Below are 25275 nucleotides of genomic sequence, written 5' to 3' on the forward strand. Positions count from 1 at the left end.
GCTACACCCCGGCGTAGGAGTGCTTGCCGGTGACGAAGATGTTGACGCCGTAGTAGTTGAACAGCCAGCAGCCGAAGGCGAGGAGGGCCAGGTAGGCGGCCTTGCGGCCCTTCCAGCCGGCGGTGGCGCGGGCGTGCAGGTAGCAGGCGTAGCCGACCCACGTGATGAACGCCCAGGTCTCCTTGGGGTCCCAGCCCCAGTAGCGGCCCCACGCGTCGCCCGCCCAGATCGCGCCCGCGATGATCGTGAACGTCCAGAGGGGGAAGGCCGCCGCGTTGACCCGGTAGGCGAACTTGTCGAGGGAGGCGGCGGCGGGCAGCCGGTCCAGCACGGAGTTCGCGAACTTGCCGGGGGTGCCGCCGGTCGCGAGCTTGTTCTCGTAGGCGTCCTTGAACAGGTACAGGATCGTGGTGACCGCGCCGACGTAGAACACCGCGCCGCAGAAGATCGCGGTGGAGACGTGGATGTACAGCCAGTACGAGTGCAGCGCCGGGACGAGCTGGTCGCTCGCCGTGTAGAGGACGGTGACCGCGAGGCCCAGGTCGAGCAGGACCGAGGTGATGAGGAACAGGCCGAGCCAGCGCACGTTCTTGCGCAGCGCCAGCAGGGTCAGATAGACGCCGACGGCCACCGTGGAGAAGGTGATGTTGAACTCGTACATGTTGCCCCAGGGGGCCCGTTCCACCGAGGCCGCGCGGGCGATGACGCCCGCCAGCTCGACGAGGAACGCGAGCACCGTGAGCGAGATCGCGATCCGGCCGTACATGTCGCCCTGCACGTCACCGCCGTGCGCGCCGGGCCCGTCGGGCACGTCGCGCGAACCGGCCGCGGAGCGTACGACGACCTGCGGGCGCTCCAGGACGGCCGTACCGCCGTTGGCCTGCTGCACGGTGACGGCCGGCGACTTCTTCGTCTCCGTGCCCGCGGTGAGCGCGGCGGCCGTGCGGCCGACCTTGCTGCGGCTGCCGAGGAGCCATTCGGCGATGTAGGCGAAGAAGGCCAGGGTGTAGACGGCCATCGCGGAGTAGATCAGCGTGTTGCTGATGCTCGCGAGGCTTTCGTTGGTGGCGGCGGCGAGAATCACTGCTCAGCCCCTTCTGCTTCGGCAGGTACGGCTTGGGGGTCGGGATCGGGGTCGGGGTCGTGCGGGGTGCCGGGGTGGTCCTGCGGGGGGCCCGGGACCCGGTCGTACAGGATCCCGGCGAGGTCGCCGAGTTCCTCGGGCACCTTGGCGGACTCGCTGCGGCCGAGCCCGGCCATCTCGACGACCGTCACGCCGTCGGCCCCCTTGACCGCGCGCACCCACACCCGGCGGCGCTGGATGAACAGGGAACCGGCCAGGCCGAAGATCGCGGTGACGGAACCGCCGAGCGCCCAGCCGCTCGCGGGCTGCTGGGTGACCTGGAAGTTGGCCCACTCGCTGGTGCCGTCGTAGGTGATGGAGCCCGCGCCGTTCGGGAGGGTCAGGGTCTCGCCGGGCCTGAGGTTCTCCCGCACCTGCGCGCCCTTGGCGTCCTTGTATTCCTTCATGTGGGTCTTGTCGAGCTGGTACACGCTCTGCGGGATGCCCGAGTCGACGCCGAGATCGCCGTGGTACGGCGTGAGGTTCAGTACGGGGTTGCGCAGCGCCGGGAAGGTGGAGGAGACCTCGTTGCCCTTGGTGTACGTCGGCAGGAACGCGGCCTGGAAGGCGAGCTGCTCGCCGGTGCCCTTCGCGTCCCGGTAGCCGTCCAGGACCTTGACGACGCCGGAGGAGGTGACGTTGGAGTCGAGCGGCAGCAGCGGTACGGCGTCGCGGTAGACGACCTTGCCCCGGCCGTCGCGGACGGTCACGCGGGGGGCGTAGCCGTGGGCCGTGAGGTAGACCTTGGAGTCGCCGATCTCCAGCGGGTGGTTGACCTTGACGAGGGTCTTCCGGTCCTTGCCGTACGCGCCGACGCTGTAGGTGATGGCCGCCTGGTAGGTGCGCGGGGTGCCCTTGTTGGGGCCGCTCGTCTCGTACGTGCCGGTGAACTTGTCCAGGGTGAAGCTGAACGGCGTCAGGTCGCCGGTGTCGAAGAGGGTGCCGGACTTGAAGTCGTCGTAGGAGATGAGGGTGTTGGAGAAGCCGTCGCCCTCGACGACCAGTTTGTTGCCCTCGGTCTTGAAGAGCTGGCCCCAGGCGAAGGCGGTCAGCATCACGATCAGCGCGATGTGGAAGGCCAGGTTGCCGACCTCGCGGAGATAGCCCTTCTCGGCGGCGACGGCGTCCCCGGCGAGATGGGCGCGGAAGCGGCGCTTGCCGAGGAGGGCGAGGGCGGCCTCGCGGACCTCCTCGGGCTCGGCGCGCGTGCGCCACGTCGTGTAGGCGGGCAGCCGGGTCAGCCGCTTCGGCGCGCCCGGCGGACGGCTGCGCAACTGGCCCACGAACTGCCAGGTGCGGGGCACGATGCAGCCGATGAGGGAGACGAACAGCAGGATGTAGACCGAGGAGAACCACACCGAGCTGTAGACGTGGAACAGGCCGAGCTTGTCGTAGATCGGCCCGAGCGTCCCGTGCGCCTGGCGGAAGTCGGCGACCTTCGTCTCGTCGGTGCCGGACTGCGGGATCAGCGAGCCGGGGATCGCGCCGAGCGCCAGCAGCAGGAGCAGCAGCAGCGCGACCCGCATGGAGGTGAGCTGCCGCCAGTACCAGCGGGCCCAGCCCAGCACGCCCAGACCGGGCGCGGTGGAGAGCGACTCCACGGGCGCGGTGGACAGTTGGGAACCGGCAGCGCCGAGACCCTGGTCGTCGGCCGCGCCGGGCTCCCGGTCGTCGGGGGTGACGGGCTCCCGGCCGTCGGGGGTGACGGGCGGGGTCTTGTCGCCGGTGGTCGTGGTCTTGCTCATGGTTCAGATCCCCACAGTGAAGCCGGCGGACCAGGACTGCATGTCCTGCACGAGGCGGTCCCACACACCGGTCAGCAGCAGCAGACCGGTCACGATCATCATCGTGCCGCCGATCCGCATCACCCAGACGTAGTGGCGCTTGACCCAGCCGAAGGCACCGAGCGCCTTGCGGAAGGCGACCGCGGCGAGCACGAACGGCAGGCCGAGGCCGAGGCAGTAGGCGACGGTCAGTATGGCACCGCGGCCCGCGCTCCCCTGCTGGGAGGAGAGGGCGATCACGGAGGCGAGGGTGGGGCCGATGCACGGCGTCCAGCCGATGCCGAACAGCGCCCCGAGCAGCGGCGCGCCCGCCAGTCCGGCGACGGGCCGCTTGTGGAGGCGGAACTCCCGCTGCGTCATCCAGGGCATCAGACCCATGAAGAAGACGCCCATGAGGATCATGAGCACGCCCAGCACCTTGGACAGGACGTCCCGGTTCGCCTGGAGCGTGTCCCCGAAGTAGCCGAACAGCGCCCCGCTGGACACGAACACGGCGGTGAAGCCGAGGACGAACAGGGAGGCCCCGGCGACCATCCGGCCACGCCGGGCCTCCGCGAGATCGGTGCCGGCGACGCCGGTGACGTACGACAGATAGCCGGGGACGAGCGGCAGGACGCACGGCGAGAAGAAGGAGACGAGGCCGCCGAGCAGGGCGACGGGCAGCGCGAGCAGCAGCGCGCCGGTCAGCACCGTCTGGTTGGGGTCGGTGGCCGCGGCGAGGGTGGAGGCGGCCGCGAGGGGGGTGAACGCGCTCACGTCACTTCTCCGCGAGGACCGGGGAGATCATCGTGCGCAGCTTCTCCTCGCTGAGCGCGGTCAGCGAGCGGGCGGCGACCTTCCCCTCCCGGTCGATGACGAGCGTGGAGGGGATGGCCTGCGGGTTGAGGGTGCCCTTCTTGAAGCGGAGCATCAGCTTGCCCGTCGGGTCGTACAGACTGGGGTAGTCGATGCCGTACGCCTTGTCGAAGGCGACCGCGTTGGCGGCCTCGGTGTCGCGGGTGTTGATGCCGACGAACTGCACACCGTCGGCCTTGAGGTCCTGGTAGACCTTCTGGAAGCCCGGGGCCTCGGCACGGCACGGGGAGCACCAGGAGCCCCACACGTTGAGGACGACGACCTTGCCCTTGAAGGCGGCGACGTCGAGCTGCTTGCCGTCGATGGTCTTGCCGGACAGGTCGGGCGCGGCGGCGCGCTTGCCCTGGTCGACGGTGGAGATGCCGTCCTTGCCCATCACGAAGTTGGTGTCACCGCCGCCCCCGGAGGTCCCTCCGGAGGTGCACCCGGACAGCAGCAGCGCGGCGGCGGCCGAGCCTGCGGCCGTGGCCAGGGCGGCGGCACGGCGCGAGCGGAACCGGGTGGTCGAGCGCGGAGGGGCTAGGGGGGCGCGGCTGGCGGCACTCATGTGAAAAGTTTCGCATGCCCGTTCTGGGGATCTTGCCCGCCCCCCGTGCGGGGAGAAAACCGCATTTCAGGCGGCGGATCCGGAGCCCGTGGGGGTCGTCGAGGCGGACGGGCTCGACGAGGTTTTCGAGGCCTTCGGGGTCGCGGCCAGGAACGTCTTCCAGCCACCCGCCGGCTGCTGGCCGACGTCGAGGGTGCGGAGCTTGTCGAGGACCTCCGGCTTCTGGACGTCGATCCAGTCCACGAACTGCCGGAAGGAGACCATCCGTACGTCCGCGCCCTTCTCCTTCTCGCGCGCGATGTGCTTGAAGGCCTCCTCGACGGAGTCCATGTAGATCCCGCCGTTCCACTGCTCGAAGTGGTTGCCGACGAAGAACGGCGCGCGGTTGGACTCGTAGGCCCGCTGGAAGCCCTGGATGTAGGCCTGCGCGGACTGCTTGCGCCAGGCCGGGTAGTTCTCCGGGGGCGCCTTCGTCGAGTTCACCGACTGGTTGGCGAGCATGTTGTAGTCCATCGACAGGACCTCGAAGCTGTGCCCGGGGAACGGCACCTGCTGCAACGGCAGGTCCCACAGCCCGCCCCGCTTCTGCGGCCACACCTGACGCCCGCCCGGCGAGGAGGCGTCGTAGCGCCAGCCGAGCTCCTTCGCGGTGGGCAGCAGGTTGTCCTGGCCGAGGAGGCAGGGTGTGCGGCCGCCGACGAGTTCCTTCTCGTAGTCGAAGGGCAGTGCGGCCAGGTCGGTCCAGCCGGTGTTGGTCCGCCAGTTCTTCACGAACGACTTGGCCTGGTCTATCTCGCTGCGCCACTGCTTGGCCGTCCAGTTGCCGACGGTGCCGTGCCCGGAGCAGAAGTGCCCGTTGAAGTGGGTGCCTATCTCGTGCCCTTCGAGCCAGGCGCGGCGGACGTTGGTGAGCGTCATCTTGACGTGCTCGTCGGTGAGGTAGCCGATGTCGGACGCGCCGAGCGGGTTGTTCGGCGGGTCGTAGAGGCGCTTTTTCGACTCGGGCAGCAGATACAGCCCGGAGAGGAAGAACGTCATGCCCGCGCCGTGCTCCTTGGCGAGGTCGAGGAAGCGCGGGAAGAGGCCGTTGCCGACCTCGCCCGCGCCGTCCCACGAGAAGACGACGAACTGCGGCGGCTCCTGGCCCGGCTCCAGCGGCACCGGCTTGGCCGGCTGGTGCGGCTGCTTGCCGGTGAAGGAGGTCGAGCCGTCACCGAGGGGGCGGGCGGCGGCCTTCGGGCTGGCCGAGGCGCTGCTCCCGGACCCGCCCTTGCCCGAGCCGCCGTGCTTGGGCCCGTCGGAGTCGGTGAGGCTGCCGCAGCCGGCCAGTCCGGCGGCCGCGGCAGCCCCGGCACCGAGTCCGAGCGCTCCCCTTCGCGTGATCGTGCGCATGCGCATGGCGTCCTCGTTCGTCAGGGTCCTCTGTGGCGGTCATTTATTCAGAGGACATGATGAACGAGAGGGTTCCGCTCGTACTTCCGGATTCGGTAACAGCGAACCCTCAGCCCGGACTCAGGTTCCGGACTCGGGGTTGAGGACTCGGGGTTCAGGACTCGGGGTTCAGGACTCGGGGTTGAGGACTCGGGGTTGAGGACTCGGGGTTGAGGACTCGGGGTTCAGGCCCCGAAGGCCTTGTCCTTCCCCTTCACCGGCTTGGCTCCGGCGCGCAGATGGGCCGGGACCAGGTCGATGGCGGGCTCGCTGTAGCCGACGGACACGATCCGGTCGCCCTGGTACGTGAAGGACGTCAGCGAGGCGAGCGTGCACTGCCGCCTGCGCGGGTCGTGCCACAGCCGCCGCCGCTCGACGTACGACCGCACGATCCAGATCGGCAACTGGTGACTGACGAGCACCGCCTCGTGCCCGCGCGCCGCGTCCTTCGCCGCGTCCAGCGCGCCCATCATGCGCACGACCTGGTCGACGTACGGCTCGCCCCAGGACGGCTTGAACGGGTTGACGAGGTGCTTCCAGTTCTCGGGCTTCTTCAGCGCCCCGTCGCCCACCCCGAACGTCTTGCCCTGGAAGACGTTGCCGGCCTCGATGAGGCGCGGGTCGGTGGCCAGGTCGAGGCCGTGCGCCTTCGCGATCGGCGTGGCCGTCTCCTGCGCCCGCTCCAGCGGGGAGGCGACGACGTGGGTGACATCGCGTGGGGCGAGGTGGTCGGCGACCCGGTCGGCCATCTGCCGCCCCAGCTCGGAGAGGTGGTAGCCGTCGAGACGGCCGTAGAGGATCCCGTCGGGATTGGCGACCTCGCCGTGCCGCATGAGGTGGACGACGGTGATGTCTTTGTTGTCGGTCATGCTGCTGTGGCCTCCGCAGCCGCTCGGGCCGCCGCCGGGAGGGCGTCGGCGATCCGCTGGATGGCCCGGTCGTCGTGGGCCGTGGACACGAACCAGGACTCGAAGGACGACGGCGGCAGATAGACGCCGTTCGCCAGCAGCGAGTGGAAGAAGGCGGTGAAGCGGAACGACTCCTGCGCGCGGGCGTCCTCGTAGTTGCGCACCGGCCGGTCCGTGAAGAAGACGGAGAACATGGTGGACGCGCGCTGCACCGTGTGCGCGACGCCCTCCTTGGCCAGCGCCTCGGAGACGAGCGCCTGGAGCTGCCCGGAGACGGCGTCCAGCGTGCCGTAGGCGGCGTCGTCGAGCAGCCGGAGCTGGGCGAGTCCGGCGGCGGTGGCGACGGGGTTCCCGGAGAGGGTGCCGGCCTGGTAGACGGGCCCGGCGGGGGCGAGGTGCGCCATGACGTCGGCGCGCCCGCCGAAGGCCGCGGCGGGGAAGCCGCCGCCCATGACCTTCCCGAAGGTCATCAGGTCGGGCCGCACGCCGTCGATCCCGAACCAGCCGCTTCTACTGGTCCGGAAGCCGGTCATGACCTCGTCGGAGATGAAGAGCGCGCCGTTGGTGGCGCAGGCGTCCTTGAGGCCCTGGTTGAACCCGGGCAGCGGCGGCACGACGCCCATGTTGCCGGGCGCGGCCTCGGTGATCACGCACGCGATCTCGCCGGGGTGCCGGTGGAAGGCCTCGTGGACGGCCTCCAGGTCGTTGTACGGCAGGACGATGGTGTCGGCGGCCTGGGCCCCCGTGACACCCGGGGTGTCGGGCAGCGCGAAGGTGGCGACGCCGCTGCCGGCCGCGGCGAGCAGCGAGTCGACGTGGCCGTGGTAGCACCCGGCGAACTTGATCACCTTGGTGCGGCGGGTGAAGCCGCGGGCCAGCCGGATCGCCGACATGGTCGCCTCGGTGCCGCTGGACACGAGCCGCACCTGCTCGAGGGGGTCGATACGGTCGACCATCTCCTCGGCGAGCGCCACCTCGCCCTCACCGGGCGTGCCGAAGGAGGTGCCGCGGGAGACGGCGTCCCGCACGGCGGCGATCACCTCCGGGTGCGAGTGCCCGAGGATCATGGGTCCCCAGGAGCAGACGAGGTCGACGTACTCCCGTCCGTCGGCGTCCGTCAGATACGGGCCGGTGCCGGACACCATGAACCGGGGCGTACCGCCCACGGCGCGGAAGGCACGCACCGGGGAGTTCACCCCGCCCGGCGTGACGACGGACGCACGGTCGAACAGCGCCTGCGAGACAGGCGCATCGTATGAATAGGGCAGTTCGCTCATGACCTGCGACTTCTCCGACCTTCTCCGACTTGCTGGACTCCGGTTGCCAATGACCTCCCAGGGTAGGCCAGCGCTGCCCGGGGCCGGCCGGGGCCGTCGCCGCCCGGCCCGGGCACTTCGCCGTCTGCGAAACTGAGACGGACAGAGCCTGATAGACGTAGCTCACAACGACCAGGTGTCGAAAGGGCTGCGAAGATCCTGCGGACAGGTGTTTCACCGTACGTTTCGGCGTGCGGCCGCGGGGGAGGTCACTGACACGATGATCGGGTTGCGCGGCGGGGGCCACGCGTCCCAGAAAAGCAGTCGGGTGGAGATATGCATCGCGGTGGCGGGCTGGGCGAGGGGACTGACGACCTGGGTCCTCGACGTGCCCAGAGGGGAAGGCACCGGCGCGACGCGGAGGAACCCGGCGAAGCCCGCCAGAACCAGGGCCAGAGCCAGGGCATGACCCCGAGCATGCCTCCCGGGATGCCCCCGGGGATGCCCCCGGCCATGAACCAAGGTATGAACCAGGGTGTACCGAATGAGCCCGATCGGATCGACCGGAACGAACGCATCGACCGGCGAGTCGGCCAGCGGATCGATCCTCTCCGGGCGGAGAGCAGGAATGGTGGTCGGGTGGGGGTGACGTACAAGTACTTCGGCGCGCCGGACGGCGCGACCGCGGCCCGCGTCCCGATCTCGATGCGCCCCGAGGAGCTCGGCGGCGACGAACTCGGCATGAACGGCATGTTCACCAAGATCAAGCCGGAGACGATGGCCGCGATGGTCCTCACCGGCATCGAAGGCGTCCCCCTCCACAAGGTCCCCCCGCTGGAACTGGTCGTCCTGCACCCCGACTACGCCGTCGTCAAACTCCCCATGACGGTCGTGGACCCCCTGCGCGACATCGGCGAGGAAGCGGTGGGCGCGGCAGCGTTCATCTGGTCCACGGTCCCGGACCGCGGCGGCCCCCGCGACGCCTTCAACGTCTACCAACTGCTGCACGAGTGGCAGGACTTCAGCCATCGGTTGCATGAGGCGGGGCATCAGCCCTATTGCCTTGTCTGGCCGTGAGCCGCGGCTTCACGGGTGGTTCGGGCGGGGCTTTCGGGTCAGGATGCGGGGGTTCGGGTGCGACCGCTACGGCCATCTGCGGGAGGTGACCCGCGAGGACGTCCTCGCCCACCTCGCGACCTTGCCCAGCCGCCGCCGTCGGGGCCGACCCGGCGCCCTGCGCTCGCTGTTCACCCGGACCAAGCGGGCCGACCCGATCTTCCGCAACCCCACCCGTCGCATCAAGGTCGGCCGGAAAACAGGCCAGGGCCTCGCTTCACCCCCGCGCCCCCGCGCCCCCGCGCCCCCGGCTGATGGTCAGCGTTCGGGGCGGCGCCGCCGGTTGCCTCAGCGGCCGGTTGGTGCGTTCCAGTCGACCAGTTGGACGATGACGCCATTGGGATCGCGGACCTGGAAGGCACGCTCGCCCCACTCCTCGTCGGTCAGCGGCATGGTGATCGCGACGCCTTCGGAGCGCAGGCGTGCCAGCTCGCCCTCGAGGTCCTCGACGACGAAGGCGAGGATCAGACCTGCGGTGTGCTCGTCGCGCTGGTCTGCCGGGAGGGTGTCCAGCCCCCGCCGCAAAAAGATGACATTCATGCCGACGTCGTCTCGCGTCAGGGACACGAAGCCGTCGGCGGCCATCTCCTCGCGGAACCCGAAGTGCTTGACGAGGAAGGCGCTGGAGGCGGGGACATCGTCCACGTTGAGCGACACGGAACTAGAGGTGATCTTCACGAAAACTCCTCCGAAATCACACTGAGCACATTCTCTATACGCAGTACAGTATACACAGTACGGAGTTAGGTTGCGAGAGGATGCTCCCGTGCCAAAGGAACGAACCAGCTCGGGCGACCCGGCCCGCACCCTGCAACTGCTGTGGCGCGACTCCTCCTCCGACCGTCGCCGAGGACCGCGACGGGGGCTGAGCATCGATGCGGTGGTCGAGGCCGCCACCGCCATCGCCGACGCTGAAGGCCTGGACGCGGTGACCATGCGCCGGGTAGCCAAGGAACTCGGCGTGGTGCCGATGACGCTGTACACCTACGTCCCCGGCAAGGCCGAGCTCCTCGACCTCATGCTCGACGCCGCCTACGCCCGCATGCCCCGCACCGACGCCACCGGACAGCCCTGGCACCAACGCGTCACCGCTATCGCCGAGGAGAACAAGGCCCTCTTCGAACGCCACCCGTGGGCCGCGGCCGTCTCCACCGTCAGGCCTCCGCTGGGGCCGGGGCAGATGTCGAAGTACGAGCACGAACTGGCTGGGCTCGACGGTCTCGGCCTCAGCGACGTCGAGATGGACGACTGTCTGACCCACCTGCTCACCTTCGTGCAGGCATGCGCCCGTGCCGACGCCGACGCCCGCGCCGCACAGCACGACAGCGCCCTGGACGACCAGCAATGGTGGGAGCTGAACGCCCCGCTCCTCGCCCGGGTCCTCGACGAGAACGCCTACCCCACCGCCGTCCGCGTCGGCGCAGCAGCAGGCGCGGAACACGGCAGTGCCTACGACCCCGACCACGTCTACGCCTTCGGTCTGCAACGCGTCCTCGACGCCTTCGCCGCCCTGATCGACCGAAGCGGAGACGTGAAGGCACCGACTCCATCGCACCGGCACGACGCCATTGCCCCGTGAGCCTGAGCACCTGTCGCCGATACTCCGGCTGGGGAACTCGATGACGAGGTCCGGCTCTTCTCCGAGCAGGGTGGTGCAACCGGCCTCATCCAGGCGGCGGGCCGGCTGCGGCGCCACCGGGTGCCGCCACCGGGGGTGAGCGTGCCGGCCGAGCAGGTCGCCTCCGTGCGTCAGGTCGCGGAGAGACGGCTGTACGCGAGGGTGGTTGAGTGGCATGGCCGACCTGGGTCTGCAAGCGGGTGTCGACCGTCAGTCGACCGACCGTCAGAACCTCGTGCCCGACGAGACCGGGATAGAGGAACCGGTGACGTTCGAGGAGGAGGCCGGCGCCTCCCGCCGCCTCCACCCGCTTGAGCGCCCGAAGTTCGGCGAGCCGCTCACGTGGGCGGTGGGTGTGGATCGGCTCGGCGGTCTCCTGCCGCTTGAGATCAAGGAACCGGGCACCGAGACTGCAGACTGCCAAGACCACTCGGCAGGAAGGCAGTTGACATCGGTGAGGCTCCGACCGCCGTAGGAATCGCCTCGGGCCCGGCCCGTCGATCACCGGCGTCGCGCCGCCGCGAACCGACCTGACCCACCCCACCTCACCCCATCCCACGTCACCCCACGCCGACCCGACCTGACCTGACCCGCCCGGCCTGACCCCACCGTCGAAGGATCCGTCAGCATCATGTCCCCTACTCCCAGCACTCGCTGGTGGCGCAGCGCCGTCATCGACCAGGTCCGCACCCGCGCCGGCACCCGCGCCCCCACCCCTGCCGACGGCGACCGCCCGCCGACGACGACAACCGCGCCCGGCGACTGGAAGAACCGGCTCCGTCTCTTCGGGTATGTCGCGCGACCCCGGACCGCCCTCCGCGAGCGGCTGGTGCCGCCCTTCCCGGAGTCGGGGGCGGGGACGGCGGCCCGGGTCTGGGGGTTTCTGGGGGTCGGGCCGGTGTCGGGGCTGCGTGTCGCGAGAGTGATGGCGTGGCTCGGTCCGGTGCTCGTCGCCACCCTGGCCGGGACGCTTCGGTTCTGGCGGCTCGGCCGGCCGCGGGCCATCGTCTTCGACGAGACCTTCTACGCCAAGGACGCCTGGGCCATGCTGCGACTCGGCTACGAGGGCACCTGGCCGACCCGTACGGTCTCCGACCCGCAGATCCTCGGGCACCCCCAGGCCGTGCCGCTCTCCGACGCCGGGGCCTTCGTCGCGCATCCGCCCACCGGCAAGTGGGTGATCGCCCTCGGCGAGTGGATGTTCGGCCTCGAACCGTTCGGCTGGCGGTTCATGACCGCGCTCCTGGGCACGCTGTCCGTGCTGATGCTGTGCCGAATAGGCCGCCGTCTGTTCCGGTCGACGCTGCTGGGCTGCCTGGCCGGCGCGCTGATGGCCGTGGACGGCCTGCACTTCGTGATGAGCCGCTCCGCCCTGCTCGACCTGGTCGTCATGTTCTTCGTGCTGGCGGCGTTCGGGTGCCTGCTGATCGACCGGGACGGTGCGCGGGCCCGGCTCGCCGCCGCCCTGCCCGTCGGCGCGGACGGTCACGTACGTCCCGACCCCGGCACCGGTGATCGCGCCGGGACGGGAGTGCGGCCCTGGCGGCTCGCGGCCGGCCTCTGTCTGGGGCTGGCGGCCTCGACCAAGTGGAACGGGCTGTATTTCCTGGTCTTCTTCTTCGTCCTGACCGTGCTGTGGGACGTCGGCGCCCGCCGCGTCGCGGGCGCGCGCCACCCCTACCGGGCCGTGCTGCGCAAGGACCTCGGCTGGTCGGCGCTGTCCCTCGTCCCGGTCGCCGTGGTGACCTATCTGGCGACGTGGACCGGCTGGTTCCTGTCCGACAAGGGGTACGGGCGGCACTGGGCGGACGGCCGCGGCGGCACCTGGTCGTGGATTCCCGCGCCGCTGCGCAGCCTGTGGCACTACGAGGCCCTCGTCTACCGGTTCAACGTGGGACTGGACACCTGGCACCGGTACGAGTCCAACCCGTGGAGCTGGCTGGTCCTCGGCCGTCCGGTGGCGTTCCACTACGAGTCGCCGCAGCCCGGGCAGGCCGGCTGCCGCGCGACGTCCGCCTGTGCGCAGGAGATCCTCGCCCTGGGCACGCCGCTGCTGTGGTGGTCGGCCTGCTGCGCGCTCGGGTATCTGCTCTTCCGGTGGGCGCTGCGCCGCGACTGGCGCGCGGGCGCGGTCCTGTGCGCGGTGGGCGCCGGCTACCTGCCGTGGTTCCTGTACCAGGACCGGACGATCTTCTCGTTCTACGCCGTCGTCTTCGTGCCGTATCTGTGTCTGGCCGTGACGATGGCGGTGGGCGCGCTGCTGGGTCCGCCGGGGGCGAGTGAGAAGCGCCGTACGCAGGGTGCGGTGGCCGCGGGCGTGCTGGTGCTGCTCATCGCCTGGAACTTCATCTACTTCTTTCCGGTCTACACCGGTCAGCCGATCCCGCACTCCGCCTGGCTCACCCGCATGTGGCTCGACACCTGGGTGTGAGGAACCCGGCAGGTCGGCCGCCGACGGACTCCTGGCGGACCACTGACGGGCTACTGACGGGCTACTGACGGGCTGCTGACGGACCACTGACGGGTACTCATGAGATGTCGATCACAGCCCATTCCTGGACCTACGGACCTATGGGTACTGTTCGGCGTCATATATGCGACTTGTGTCCGTTCCGATGCCCTGACGCTTTCGTGCCGGTTGCGGGGTCGGGGCAGGCAGCGAGGGCGAGAAGGAACGTGACCACCCAGACACCCCGGCCCCAGACATCCGCGTCTGCGGCATCTCCGTCCCCCACACACCATTCCCCGGTGCCCCAGACACCCGACGTGGGAAATCTGCCCGCGTCCCTCACCACCTTCGTCGGCCGGCGCGCGCACCTCGCCGAAGTGCGCCGCCGGCTGGGGGCGACACGGCTGCTGACGCTGACCGGTCCGGGCGGGGTCGGCAAGACGCGGCTGGCTCTGGAGGTGGCCGCCGCGTCGGCGCCGGACTTCGCCGACGGGGTGTGGCTGGTGGATCTGGCATCGGTGCGGGACCCGTCGGCGGCGGCGAACGCCACGGCGATCGCACTGGGCGTCCCGGACCTGGGCACCAGGCCGGTCATCGACCAGCTCGGCACCTATCTGTCCCGCCGCAGCCCGCTGATCGTGCTGGACAACTGCGAGCACCTCGTCGACGCCTGCGCCGAACTCGCGGACACGCTGCTGACGGCCTCCCCCGGGCTGCGCGTCCTGACGACGAGCCGCCGCACGCTGGGAATCTACGGCGAGCACGTCTTCGTCGTCCCCCCGCTGAGCCCGGACGACGCGGAGGAGCTGCTGCGGGACCGGGCCGGCGCCGTCCGCCCCGAGTTCCGGATCACCGACGGCAACCGCGCCCAGGTCCGCCGGCTCTGCGCGGACCTGGACGGGCTGCCGCTGGCCATCGAACTGGCCGCGTCCCGGCTGCGGACCCTGACCGTCGACGAGGCGGTGCACCGGCTGCGCGACCGCTTCGGGCTGCTCGCCGGCGGCAGCCGGCTCGCCCGGCCGCACCAGCGCACGCTACGCGCGCTGATCGACTGGAGCCACGAGCTGTGCACGCCCGCCGAGCAACTGCTGTGGAACCGGCTGTCGGTGTTCGCCGACGACTTCGGCCTGGACGCCGCCGAGGCCGTCTGCTCGGGCGACGGCATCGACCAGACCGAAGTGCTCGATCTCCTCGACCAGTTGGTGTCCCAGTCCCTCGTCCTGCCCACCGAGCGCGAGGGCATGTCGCGCTACCGGCTGCTGGGGACCATCCGCCAGTACGGGCGGGAGCGGCTCGCCGAGTCCGGCCAGGAGCACCCGACGCTGGGCCGCCACCACGACTTCTACCGCGCCCTCGCCGAGCGCATCGCCGACGGCTGGTACGGCCCCGGCCAGCAGAAGAGCCTGGCCCGGCTGCGCGCCGAGTACGCCAACCTGCGCGTCGCGCTGGCCTGGGGCGGCGACCCGCGCGCCACCCTGGCGCTGGCCGCCGCGCTGCGCTTCCACTGGTGCGAGGGCGGCTTCCTCGGCGAGGGCCGCCGCTGGCTGGAGCACGCGCTCGCCGCCGCGCCCGAGCAGGGACCCGACCGGGCGCGCGGGCTGTGGGTCGCCGCCTGGGTGGCGGTGCTCCAGCACGACCACGCCGCGGCGAACCGGTGGCTGGACGAGGCCGCGGAGTTGGGCGCACGGCTGACCGACCGGGTGGTGTGCTCCCACGTCCAGAGCCTGCGCGGCACGTTGGCCCTGTTCGGCGGCCGGCTCACGGAGGCGGTGCCCCTGCTGGCGGAGGCGGTCGCCGGCCATCTGGGGACGGACGAGGAGATCGGCGCCGTCTACGCGCTGATCCTGCTGGGCACCGTCCAGTCCCACCTGGGGGACCCGCGGACCACGCAGACCTGCCGGCAGGCGGTCGCCCTCGCCGAGACGCACGACGAGCGGCTGGTCCGCGCGCACGCGCAGTGGACCCTCGGCTACGACGCCTGGCGACGCGGCGACCTGACCGAGGCCACCGTCATGATCCGGTCCGCGCTGGAGAACGAACGCGGCTTCAACGACTACGTCAGGGTCGCCCTGATGGTCGAGGAGCTCGCCTGGGTCACCGCGGCGGGCGGCCACCACGAGCGGGCGGCGCGACTCCTGGGCGTCGCGGACGCCTTGTGGCGGGACACCGACACCGGCATCGCCACGTTCGGCCCGCACATGGTCCAGCAGCACGCCGAGTGCGAGGACGACGTCGTACGGACCCTGGGCCGGGCGGCGTACCAGGCCGCCCTCGCGGAGGGCGGACGCCTGCGCGGCCCCGACGAGGCCATCGCCTACGCCCTGTACACCGGATCCGCCCCGACCCCCGCGACGACCCCGGCAGCGGCAGCGGCTGACGCCACGACCCACACCCCACCCGCCATCACCCCCACCACCTCCCTCGCCCCGCCCACCGTCCTGGTCACCGTCCCGAGCCCGCTGACGCCCCGGGAGCGGGAGGTGGCGGCGCTGGTGGCCAAGGGGATGAGCAACCGGCAGATCGCGACCCTGCTCGGACGCTCCCCGCGCACGGTCCACGGCCATGTCGAGAACATCCTGGCCAAGCTCGGCTTCGTCTGCCGCGCGCAGATCGCATCCTGGTGGACGGCACACCAGACCCCCACTTCTTAGGACAACACCGTAGAAATACCCGGGCCGGGCCCCCCTCCACCCCGAGCCCGGGTCGGGGTGTGCCCGTAGAAGTACCCGTGGCGTCGGAGCTTCCCCCTCGCCGAGTCTTTCGGGACAAGGCCACCGTGAGGATCGGCGACCGCCCCACACCGCAGGAGCTGAAGTGACGACCGAGTCGAGCGCGACGAACGAGATGAACGGGACGCACGAGATGACCGTCCTGCCGGGCGGGCTCTCCCGGCGATCGTTTCTCTCCGTGATGGGGGCCGCGGGCATCGTTGTCAGCGGCGTCGTGGGCGTCGGCGCCGTCGGTGCCGCGACCGCCGCCGCCGCGCCCGGCGCGAACGTCGAGTGGAAGATCACCAGCGAGCCGGCCGACGCCCGGACCAGCTACGCCGCCCTGCTCAACGGCATCAGACAGGGCGTGTCCGCGCACCGGGTCAGACCGGAGGGGGCCGCCCCGTCGACGTCACCGACGCGAACGGGACGCAGCAGTTCATCGCCGTCGACCTGTACTCGGAGGGCGGGGGCGAGTTCATCCGGGTGTTCATGCGCCGGTCGGACGCCTACGTCATGGGCTGGCGGCCCGGCACCGACAACGGCGGCGGCAACATCACCTGGCGCAACTTCTTCACCCTGGAGCCCGGCGTGGACCTGCCGGGCGCCATCCGCACGGGCACCGGCGCGAACGTGACCACGCGCTTCGAAGGGCTGTCGAACTACACCGACCTGCAACGGCAGGGCGCCAGCCGCGACAACATGCAGCTCACCCCGTCCAGCCTCAGCAACGCGGTGCTGACCCTGCACGACGGGTTCACCCCCAACGTCCCCACCCGGCTCGCGGCGCCGGCGATCCTCCGGTCATCGTGGGCGTCGCCGAGGCCTCCCGGTTCCGCAACCAGGCGGCCCAGACCGCGGCGGCCTGGGGCACCGGACAGCCGTTCACGCTCACCCCGACCCACATCGCGCACCACAACAGTTGGAGCGTGCTGAGCATCGCGCTGATCGGCGCGATCGCCGCGGCCAACCTCGTCCTGTCCCCCGAGATCCAGGTCGGCGAGATCATCTACTCGAGCGCGCTGACCATCGCCGCCGCCGTCATGATGGTCCATCACTCGACCAAGAACACCAAGGGCAAGGACCTCCTGGAGGAGAGCGACAAGCTCGTCGCGAGCGACGGCACCGGCGACTTCTGGACCGTGCAGGACGCGATCAACGCGCTCCCCAGATCGGGCGCGAACACCATCTTCATCGACAAGGGCGCCTACGCCGAGGCCATCACCGTCCCGGCGAACCGGCCGTTCCTGACGCTCCAGGGCGTCAGCGGCAACCCCGTGGACGTCGTCATCACGAACAACAGGGCGCACGCGATGCTCAAGCCCGACGGCACCCCGTGGGGCACCGAGGGCAGCGCCACGGCCACCTTCAAGGCACCGAACCTGACCGTGCGGGACCTCACGATCAGCAACACGTTCAACCCCGCGAACCACCCGGAGATCAGCCCGTTCGAGACGCAGGCCGTCGCGGTGTGCGCCAGGGGCGACCGGCAGTTCTTCTTCAACTGCCGGATCACCGCCCGGCAGGACACGCTGCTGGTCAAGGCCCCGACGCCGACGGACCAGGTCCGGTCGTACTTCGCGAACTGCTTCATCCAGGGCTCGGTGGACTTCATCTTCGGCAACGCCACCTCGGTCATCGACCGGTGCACCCTCCAGGTGGACAACTGGGTCGGCGGCACGGTGCTCGCGCCCAACACCGACTGGCGGCAGAAGTACGGCATCCTCATCGTCGGCAGCGACATCCTCACCCCGAACGTGCCGGCCAACACCATGTATCTGGGCCGCCCGTGGCACAACGTGCAGGAGGCCTGGCCGCAGGCGGTGATCCGGGAGACCGAGATCCGCTCGGGCATCACCGCCGCCCATCCCTGGACCGACATGACCCCCGACTACCCGTGGTCCTGGACCCGGTTCAAGGAGTACCGCAACGACGGCCCCGGAGCCGGCTTCGGCACGAACGCACCGCAGTTGTCCGACACCGAGGCGCTCGAGTACACCGCCGAGAAGTACCTGGCCGGCAACGACGGCTGGAATCCGATCTGGTGACGATCTCGCCGAGGTGAGGGGCACCGGCACCGCGGCCCGGCTACCGCCGCGGTGCCGTGTCCAGGACGTCCCGCGCCAGGCGTTCCGCAGGCGCCGCGGTCTGTTCCGCGACGCGACGGAAGGTGTCCTGGGCGGGACGGGCCGGCCAGCCCGGGGGAAGGTGACGGGCGGGGAGCCGGGGGTCCGCGCGAATCGTCCGGACCCATTCGCCGACCAGCCGCAGCCGGATACCGATCGGATCATCGGTCGGATCGTCGCTCGGACCGGCGTTGAGCCGGCTGCTCCACCGTTTGTCGAAGGCGACGTACCGGGCGGCGATGGTCTCCAGGTCCCAGGTGTCGCGGATCATGCGGCCGATGTCGGTGGCCTCGTCGGCGCAGGCGTGGAAGATCTTGACGTGGGCGGTCAGCCCGAGTTCGGCGACGACGGCGGCGACGTCCACCCGCCCCGGCGCGATCCACAGCCCGCTGTACAGCGCGCCGAAGCCGGACCAGGCGAGCCGGGACCGCAGGTCGTGCCGCTCGCGCCGGCGCGACGCGGGCAGCGAGAAGCCCAGCAGCGTCCAGTCGCCGTCCCAGTCGTCGTCGACCGCGCCCTCGCGCCAGATACGGGTCCGGCCGTCCCGCAGGACGCGCGTCGCCTGCTCGGTCAGCCCGAAGTACATCCGGCGGCCCTCGCGTTGCCGCCGCAGCAGACCCCGGCAGACCATACGGGTCAGCGTGGACCGTACGGCCTGTTCGCCGACCCCGACGCGGCCGAGGACGTCGATGATGCTGCCCGAGTACACGCACCGGTCGCCCGCCTCCCACTCCAGGACGTGGTTGCCGAAGAAGGCGAGCATCAGCGACTGCGGGCGTAGCTGTGGGGCGTCGTCGGAGGGGGCCGTCATGCGGTGATCTGCTGCGCGTGGGGGGCGTCGGAGTCCTCGGCGGTGTCGGTGAGGGACGTCCGGCTGGTCTCGCGGACGAAGAGGACGGTCACGGCGGTGACGGCCGCGCCGCCGCACAGCAGCAGGGCGACGGGGGTGCCGTCGCCGCTGCCCGCCACCAGGCTTCCGGCGATCAGCGGGGAGAAACCGGCGCCGATGAGGGTGGCGCCCTGGTAGCCGAGGGAGGCGCCGGTGTAGCGGACCCGGGTGCCGAACATCTCGGTGAGCAGCGCGCCCAGCGGCCCGTACATCGTGGACTGGGCGATGCCGTGGCCGAGGACGACCGCGAGGATCAGCAGCCCCGGCGACCCCGAGTCGACCAGCGCCAGCACCGGGAAGGCGAGCACCGCCGTGGCGAGGGCCCCGGCCAGCACGACCGGGCGGCGGCCGACCCGGTCGGAGAGCGCGGAGGCGCAGGGCAGCACGACGAGCGCGACGGACGCGGACACCGTGAGCGCGGTGAGCACCTGCGGCCGGGCGTAGCCGATGCCGGTGGCGTACGCGATCAGGTAACTGGTCAGCAGCGACTGGGCGGTGAACGCGCCGATGCCGACGCCGCAGGCCAGCAGGACGGGGCGGGGGCGGCGCAGCACCTCGAGGACGGGCAGCCGCGACTCGGCGCGGTCCTGCTTCAGCTCGGCGAACAGCGGGCTCTCGACGACCTTGAGACGGACGACGAGCCCCACGCCGAGCAGCACCACGCTCAGCAGGAACGGCACCCGCCAGCCCCAGGCCGCGAACTCGTCCTCGGGGAGGGCGACGACGAGCGTGACGACGGCCGTGGACAGCAGGGAGCCGAGCGGCGCTCCCATCTGCGTGAAGCTGGACCACAGTCCGCGCCGCCCCTCGCCCGCGTGCTCGACGACCATCAGCGTCGCGCCGCCCCACTCACCGCCGATGGCGATGCCCTGCACGACCCGCAGGGTGACCAGCAGCACCGGCGCCCACCCGCCGATCGTGTCGTACGTGGGCAGCAGACCGACGAGGAAACTCGCGCCGCCCATCAGCCCCATGGTGAGCAGCAGCATCGACTTGCGGCCGAGCCGGTCGCCGAAGTGCCCGAAGAGGACCCCGCCGACCGGCCGGGCGACATAACCGGCGGCGAACGTGCCGAACGCGGCGATGGTGCCGACGGCCGGGTCGGCCCCCGGGAAGAACAGTTCGCCGAAGACGAGGGCGGCGACGGTCCCGTAGACGAGGAAGTCGTAGAACTCCACGGCGGTGCCGAGCAGTCCGGAGGCGGCGACCACGCGCAGGTGCCGGGCGCGTTGGGCGGACGAGGGCATCGCGGTCTCCCTTGAGCGGGGGAAGGACACCGCGAAGTTAGGCCCCCCGCCGATCACGGTCAACGAAGTGCCCAGCATTGTTCGAGGACTACAAACAGGCCTGCGACGGGACTCCAGACACGACAAACAGACAGGACGAACAGACAGGCCAAACAGGCAGGGCAAACAGACAGGACGAACAGGCAGGGCTACAACAGGTCGGCCAGGGTGGCCCGCGCCCGTGCGACGCGGGAACGGACCGTGCCGACCGGGCAGTCGCTCGCCTCCGCCGCCTCCGCGTAGGGCAGGCCGGCCAGTTGCGTGAGGACGAACGCCTCCCGCCGCTCGGCCGGGAGCGAGGCCAGCAGGTCCAGCAGGACGACGCCGTCGTCGAACCCGGGCAGCCCGCGCGGCTGCGCGCGCTCCGCGGCGAGCTGCCAGTCCGGTACGTCGGACAGCCGGGGCCGGGCGGCGGCGCGCCGGTAGCTGTCGACCACCGCGCGGCGGGCGATGGACAGCAGCCAGGAACGCGCCGAGGAACGGCCCTCGAAGCGGTGCAGGCTGCCGAGGGCGCGCAGGAAGGTGTCCTGCGCGAGGTCGTCGACCGCCTGGGGGTCGGCGCACAGATGGGCGACGTACCGCAGGACGTCACGGTGCAGTGCGCCGACGAAACGCTCGACCGCGTCCGCGTCACCGGCCCGGGCGGCGAGCGCCCACGCGGTGATCGACTCGTCGAGGGCGACTTGAGTCGCCTGAGGTGCCTGGGGTGCCTGGGGTGCCTTTTGGGCAGTACTGATCACCGGGTGTCCTTCTCGGATCATCCATGAGGGCGTGAGGGCACGCGTGCATGCGTGCACGACCGGGGTGCCGTAGGGGCGGCCCCGGGGTCTCCTGCTGTCGTCAGACGGCGACAGCGGCCCTCAGGGGCGGACCCCTGGTGGTGATCGCATGGGTGAGAAGGAGAAGCCGCGGCGCCCGATCCGAACGGCGGCGGCCGAACCGGACCCGCGGACGGTCCGGGACGGCGGGCAGCACGAGCAGCAGCAGCCGCAGCGGCGCGGCCAGCCACCCGGCCACGGCACGCAGAATCCGGAACGCGGCCCTCTCGCCGTACGCCAGCCACAGCCCGCACAGCAGCGCGGCGAGGAGATGCGCGGCGAACATACCGACCGAGGACGAACCACCGGCGTCACCGAAGGAAGCCTGCCCGACGTGACCCATGTGACCCATGTGATCCATGTGGCTCATGTGATCCATGTGGCTCATGTGGCTCATGTCCATGGCGTCCATGTCCATGGACTCCATGGACATGGAACCCGCTGCCGTCGACGCGTCACCGCCCGCCCCCGCCAGCGAGAACGCCGAGTGCAGGGCCGCCTGCGCGGCGACCACGACCGTCACGACCAACGGCAGCCCGCGCTCACGGCCCGCCAGGCACCAGCCCGCGCCGCCGGTGGCGGCCACGCCCAGCGCCAGCGCCCACGCGGGCACCTCGGAGCCGGACATCAGCACGTGCCCCAGGGCGGCGAGCAGCACGCAGACGGCCGCGAACAGCGCGGCTCGCAGCGTGCGAGAACACCACCCAGCGGTCATGGCGCCACATCCTCGCATCCGGACACCGGTCGTCGTAAAGGGATACGGAATTCCCCGCGCCCCCGCTCACGACTCACCCCACCGTCCGCATCACCGTCAACGCCAGCGCCCGCGCCGTCGCCACCACCTCCCGGAGAGACACGTGCTCGCCGGCGCTGTGGGCGACGCCGACGTCCCCCGGCCCGAACTGCAGCGTCGGGATCCCGGCCCCGGCGTACAGCCGCAGGTCGCTCCCGTAGGTCGCCCCGCGTTCCCGGGGGCGCGGGGCGCCGGTCGCGTCGGCGCAGGCGTCCGCCACCAGGCCGGCGAGCGGATGCCCGGCCGCCAGCCGGCCGCTCGCGAACTGGCCGCCCGGCCAGGTCACGGACGCCGGACGGGCGCGCAGCCAGTCGTCCTGGGCGCACGCCTCGGCCACGCACCGCTCCAGCGCCGCCCGGGCGACGGCCGGGTCCTCGCCGAGCCGCACCCCGAGCCGCCCCTCCGCGACCAGCAGATCGGGCACGCTGCTCGCCCAGTCGCCCGCGCGGACGGTACCGACGGACAGCGCGTAGGGAATCGGGTACTCGGCGAGCAGCGCGTCCGGGTCCCGGTTGCGCTCGCCCTCCAGTTGGGCCAGCGCCCGGTGCAGCGGCAGGTAGGCGTCGATCGCGCTGACCCCGTCCGCCCGCGAACCGGCATGCGCGGCCTTGCCCGGGACGGTGATCCGGAAGGTCAGCGCGCCCGCGTTGGCGGTGATCACCGTCCTCGACGTCGGCTCGGCGATGACGCACGCGTCGCCGCCGTACCCGCGCTGCAGGGTGCCGAAGGCCCCGAGCCCGCCGTCCTCCTCGCCGACGACGAAGTGCACGGCGACCCGCCCGCGCAGCCTCACCCCGGCCGCCCGGATCGCGGCCAGCGCCCCGAGCTGCGCCGCGAGCCCGCCCTTCATGTCGCACGCGCCCCGCCCGTGCACGAGATCCCCGGTGACGCGCGGCACGAACGGGTCGCCGTCCCAGGCGGCGGGATCCCCGGGCGGGACGACGTCCACATGCCCTTGCAGGATCACCGTAGGCCCGTCACCGTCACCGCCACCGCCCCTGGTCACCGTATGGGCCACCAGCCCCCACGCCTCCTCGCGCGGTGCCTCCGTGCCGGGGAAGTCGGGGTGGGCGCGCAGGGCGGGCAGGTCCATGGGCCACAGGTCGACGTCGAGCCCGAGGCGTTCCAGCCGGCCGGCCAGGTGGTGCTGGATCTCGGACTCGGCGGCGCTGCCCGTGACGCTGGGGATCGCGATCAGTTCGAGCAGCGTCCGCCCGACGGCCGCCTCGTCCACTGCCGCCAGCACGGCCGCCTCCCGGTCACCGAACACGCCCAGACCCCCTCAGTCGCCCAGTTCCAGGAATGTGACACATCATCGGTGAGGTGTCACTGGTGGTGTGTCACTGGTGAGGGTGTCACCGGTCCCGGGCCCGCGCCGGTTCCTCGCCGCTGCCGCCCACCGTGAAGCCGATCACCGAGCCGCCGCCCGCGCGGCGCGCGGCGAAGGGCGCGCCCTCGTGGGACAGGGCCACCTCGCGCACGATCGACAGGCCGAGGCCGGAGCCCGGCAGGGAACGGGCGTCGGCGGCGCGGTAGAAGCGGTCGAAGACGCGGGTCAGGTCGGCCTCGGCGATGCCCGGACCCCGGTCGAGGACCTCGACGCGGACGACCCCCGGCCGGGCCGGGCCGGTGACGGCGATCTCGACCGGCGCCCGGCCCTCGCGGTCGAACTTGGTCGCGTTCTCCACCAGGTTGGACACCGCCCGCTGGAGCATGGCCGGCCGCCCGTAGGCGGTGGTCGTGCCGCTCGTCCGGATCAGGATCTGCCGCCCGGTGCGCCGCCGGGCGAGGCCCGCGACCTCCTCCGCGAGGTCGGCGAGGTCCACCTGCCGCGGCGGCTCGCTGTCGGACTGACCGGCCGCGAGATCGACCAACTCATTGACCAGGTCGGTCAGTTCGCGCGCCTCCTGGGTCAGGTCCGCGACCAGTTCGAGGCGGGTGTCGGGCGGCAGCTCGTCGATCCGGCGCAGCAGCGAGATGTTCGTCCGCAGCGATGTCAGCGGCGTCCGCAGCTCGTGCCCCGCGTCCTGGACGAGCCGCCGCTGATCCTCCTCCGACTGGGCGAGCCGGCCCAGCATCCGGTCGAAGGCGCGGCCGAGCCGGCCCACCTCGTCGTGCCCGGTGACCGGCACCTGCACGCCGAGCCGGCGCGTGCGGGCGACGTCCTCGGCGGCGGTGGTGAGGATCACCAGCCGGTGCGTGATGCGCCGGGCCAGCCACCAGCCGAACAGCCCGGCGGCGGTCACGACCGCGATCATCAGGATCACCGTGCGCTGCTGGAGCGCCCGCAGCAGATCCTCGGTGTCGCTGAACTCCTGCGCCACCTGCACCGCGCCCCGGCCGCCGCCCAGCGCGACGGTCGCCACGCGGTAGACGTCGCTGCCGACGTCCACGTCCTTGTGCACGGCCATCCGCCCGGCCGTCGAGGCGGCAGCGACCGCGCGGTCGGCGGACCCGACCGGCAGCCCCGGGCTGCCGCCGTCGACCACCGACCCGTCCGGCCCCAGCACCTGTACGTCCGTCCGGGCCGGCCGCACGATGTCATGGCCCGGCGCGGCCGAGGAGAAGTCCTGCGGCGCCATCCGCTGGTCGCGCACCTCGTCCCGCAGATCCTGCACGACCTCGTCGAACACCGACTCCTGGTCGACCCGGACCAGCCGGGCGGCGGCCGAGTACGACAGCACGCCGACGAGGACGGTGACGGCGGCGGTCACGGCCGCGAAGGACACCGCGAACGTCGTCCGCAGCGACACCAGCTTCGGCCGCGGCCGGGCCAGCAGCAGCCGCAGACGGCCCACGCGCTCAGTCCTCCCGCAGCACGTAACCCACACCGCGCACGGTGTGGATCAGTGCCGGGGAGCCCGGCTGGTCGAGCTTGCGGCGCAGATAGCCGACGTAGACGGCGAGATTCTTCGAGCCGGGCCCGAAGTCGTAGCCCCAGATCCGGTCGTAGATCGTGGAGTGGTCCAGGACGATCCCGGCGTTGCGCACCAGCAGTTCCAGCAGCTCGAACTCGGTCCGGGTCAGCTCCACCTCCCGCCCGCCCCGCCACGCCCGCCGCGCCTGCGGGTCCATCCGCAGCCCGGCCGCCTCCACATGCCGCCCCGACCCCGCCCCCGACGGCCCCGACGACCCCGAGGGCTGCGGCTGCTGCTCCTTCGGCGCCTCGGCCACGGGCGCGGCCTCCGGGCTGGTGCGGCGCAGCAGCGCCCGCAGCCGGGCGAAGACCTCCTCGACGTCGAACGGCTTGACGACGTAGTCGTCCGCGCCCGCGTCCAGTCCGGCGATCCGGTCGGCGGTCTCGACCAGCGCGGTCAGCATCAGGATCGGCGTACGGTCGCCCTCGGCGCGCAGCACCCGGCAGACCTGGAGGCCGTCGATCCCGGGCATCATCACGTCGAGGACGAGCACGTCCGGCGGGTTCTTGTGGGCGTGCGCCAGCGCCTCCACCCCGTCGGCGACCGCGGTGACCTGGTAGCCCTCCAGGGCCAGGGCACGTTCCAGGGCGTGGCGGATGGCACGGTCGTCTTCGGCGAGCAGCAGGGTGGGAGACACCCGCCCAGTCTGC

At 71.5% G+C, this 25275-nt stretch carries 22 protein-coding genes; 7 read left to right on the plus strand and 15 right to left on the minus strand.

The features are described 5' to 3' along the window. Position 1: 1 nt before the first annotated feature. From ccsB to hemL, 7 genes are all read right to left on the minus strand, one after another. Positions 2–1084, minus strand: a complete 1083-nt coding sequence (gene ccsB, locus BMZ82_RS32610) for a c-type cytochrome biogenesis protein CcsB (RefSeq protein WP_093781006.1) — start codon at positions 1082–1084, stop codon at positions 2–4. Beyond that, positions 1081–2868 carry a cytochrome c biogenesis protein ResB gene (locus tag BMZ82_RS32615; RefSeq protein ID WP_093781007.1) on the minus strand — a complete coding sequence of 596 codons (1788 nt, stop codon included), beginning with the start codon at positions 2866–2868 and terminating at the stop codon, positions 1081–1083. Before BMZ82_RS32615 ends, ccsB begins: the two co-directional genes overlap by 4 nt. A 3-nt stretch (positions 2869–2871) precedes the next feature. After that, positions 2872–3663: a cytochrome c biogenesis CcdA family protein gene (locus BMZ82_RS32620; RefSeq protein ID WP_093781008.1), complete on the minus strand. Its 792-nt coding sequence runs from the start codon at positions 3661–3663 to the stop codon at positions 2872–2874. Position 3664: 1 nt separating this feature from the next. Next, positions 3665–4309, minus strand: a complete 645-nt coding sequence (locus tag BMZ82_RS32625) for a TlpA family protein disulfide reductase (RefSeq protein WP_093781009.1) — start codon at positions 4307–4309, stop codon at positions 3665–3667. Between the two features lie 66 nt (positions 4310–4375). Beyond that, a complete protein-coding gene (locus BMZ82_RS32630; RefSeq protein WP_093781037.1) occupies positions 4376–5701 on the minus strand; it encodes a polysaccharide deacetylase family protein in 1326 nt (441 codons plus the stop codon). A 224-nt stretch (positions 5702–5925) separates the two neighbouring features. Next, complete coding sequence (locus BMZ82_RS32635; protein ID WP_093781010.1) at positions 5926–6609, minus strand: histidine phosphatase family protein; 684 nt, start codon at positions 6607–6609, stop codon at positions 5926–5928. Continuing rightward, positions 6606–7925, minus strand: coding sequence for a glutamate-1-semialdehyde 2,1-aminomutase (gene hemL / locus BMZ82_RS32640; RefSeq protein ID WP_093781011.1), 1320 nt, complete (start codon positions 7923–7925; stop codon positions 6606–6608). The genes BMZ82_RS32635 and hemL overlap by 4 nt, the downstream gene beginning before the upstream one ends. Positions 7926–8240: 315 nt before the next feature. Here hemL and BMZ82_RS41035 point away from each other — a divergent pair, with 315 nt between their 5' ends. Then, positions 8241–8981 carry a hypothetical protein gene (locus BMZ82_RS41035; RefSeq protein WP_177244774.1) on the plus strand — a complete coding sequence of 247 codons (741 nt, stop codon included), beginning with the start codon at positions 8241–8243 and terminating at the stop codon, positions 8979–8981. Positions 8982–9308: 327 nt separating this feature from the next. On the opposite strand, the gene BMZ82_RS32655 is transcribed toward BMZ82_RS41035, so the two are convergent. After that, on the minus strand, positions 9309–9698 hold the full coding sequence (locus BMZ82_RS32655) for a VOC family protein (RefSeq protein ID WP_093781012.1): 390 nt from the start codon (positions 9696–9698) through the stop codon (positions 9309–9311). 88 nt (positions 9699–9786) lie between these two features. Here BMZ82_RS32655 and BMZ82_RS32660 point away from each other — a divergent pair, with 88 nt between their 5' ends. From BMZ82_RS32660 to BMZ82_RS32680, 6 genes are all read left to right on the plus strand, one after another. Continuing rightward, positions 9787–10599: a TetR/AcrR family transcriptional regulator gene (locus BMZ82_RS32660; RefSeq protein ID WP_093781013.1), complete on the plus strand. Its 813-nt coding sequence runs from the start codon at positions 9787–9789 to the stop codon at positions 10597–10599. Positions 10600–10813: 214 nt separating this feature from the next. After that, entirely contained in the window at positions 10814–11113 is a 300-nt protein-coding gene (locus BMZ82_RS32665) for a hypothetical protein (protein WP_093781014.1), read from the plus strand. 156 nt (positions 11114–11269) lie between these two features. After that, complete coding sequence (locus BMZ82_RS32670) at positions 11270–13069, plus strand: dolichyl-phosphate-mannose--protein mannosyltransferase (protein ID WP_177244775.1); 1800 nt, start codon at positions 11270–11272, stop codon at positions 13067–13069. Positions 13070–13386: 317 nt separating this feature from the next. Further along, positions 13387–15738 (plus strand): helix-turn-helix transcriptional regulator, encoded by a 2352-nt coding sequence (locus BMZ82_RS32675; RefSeq protein WP_256252246.1) that lies wholly within the window; start codon positions 13387–13389, stop codon positions 15736–15738. Between the two features lie 351 nt (positions 15739–16089). Beyond that, a complete protein-coding gene (locus BMZ82_RS42230; protein WP_256252247.1) occupies positions 16090–16731 on the plus strand; it encodes a ribosome-inactivating family protein in 642 nt (213 codons plus the stop codon). Positions 16732–16841: 110 nt separating this feature from the next. Then, positions 16842–17843, plus strand: a complete 1002-nt coding sequence (locus BMZ82_RS32680; RefSeq protein WP_256252250.1) for a pectinesterase family protein — start codon at positions 16842–16844, stop codon at positions 17841–17843. A gap of 40 nt (positions 17844–17883) precedes the next feature. Here BMZ82_RS32680 and BMZ82_RS32685 read toward each other — a convergent pair whose 3' ends face one another. The 7 genes from BMZ82_RS32685 to BMZ82_RS32715 form a co-directional block, all read right to left on the minus strand. Beyond that, on the minus strand, positions 17884–18732 hold the full coding sequence (locus BMZ82_RS32685; RefSeq protein ID WP_093781017.1) for a PaaX family transcriptional regulator: 849 nt from the start codon (positions 18730–18732) through the stop codon (positions 17884–17886). Then, complete coding sequence (locus tag BMZ82_RS32690) at positions 18729–20057, minus strand: MFS transporter (protein ID WP_093781018.1); 1329 nt, start codon at positions 20055–20057, stop codon at positions 18729–18731. Before BMZ82_RS32690 ends, BMZ82_RS32685 begins: the two co-directional genes overlap by 4 nt. A 188-nt stretch (positions 20058–20245) precedes the next feature. Next, positions 20246–20836, minus strand: a complete 591-nt coding sequence (locus BMZ82_RS32695; protein WP_093781019.1) for a sigma-70 family RNA polymerase sigma factor — start codon at positions 20834–20836, stop codon at positions 20246–20248. Positions 20837–20936: 100 nt separating this feature from the next. Continuing rightward, positions 20937–21629, minus strand: a complete 693-nt coding sequence (locus BMZ82_RS32700; RefSeq protein ID WP_093781020.1) for a hypothetical protein — start codon at positions 21627–21629, stop codon at positions 20937–20939. 73 nt (positions 21630–21702) lie between these two features. Further along, positions 21703–22977, minus strand: a complete 1275-nt coding sequence (locus BMZ82_RS32705) for an ArgE/DapE family deacylase (RefSeq protein ID WP_093781021.1) — start codon at positions 22975–22977, stop codon at positions 21703–21705. A gap of 85 nt (positions 22978–23062) precedes the next feature. Next, positions 23063–24505, minus strand: coding sequence for a sensor histidine kinase (locus tag BMZ82_RS32710; protein WP_093781022.1), 1443 nt, complete (start codon positions 24503–24505; stop codon positions 23063–23065). A 4-nt stretch (positions 24506–24509) separates the two neighbouring features. After that, positions 24510–25250: a response regulator transcription factor gene (locus tag BMZ82_RS32715; protein ID WP_093781039.1), complete on the minus strand. Its 741-nt coding sequence runs from the start codon at positions 25248–25250 to the stop codon at positions 24510–24512. Positions 25251–25275 lie beyond the last annotated feature (25 nt).

This window comes from Streptomyces sp. yr375, from assembly GCF_900110755.1.
Classification (GTDB): Bacteria; Actinomycetota; Actinomycetes; order Streptomycetales; family Streptomycetaceae; genus Streptomyces.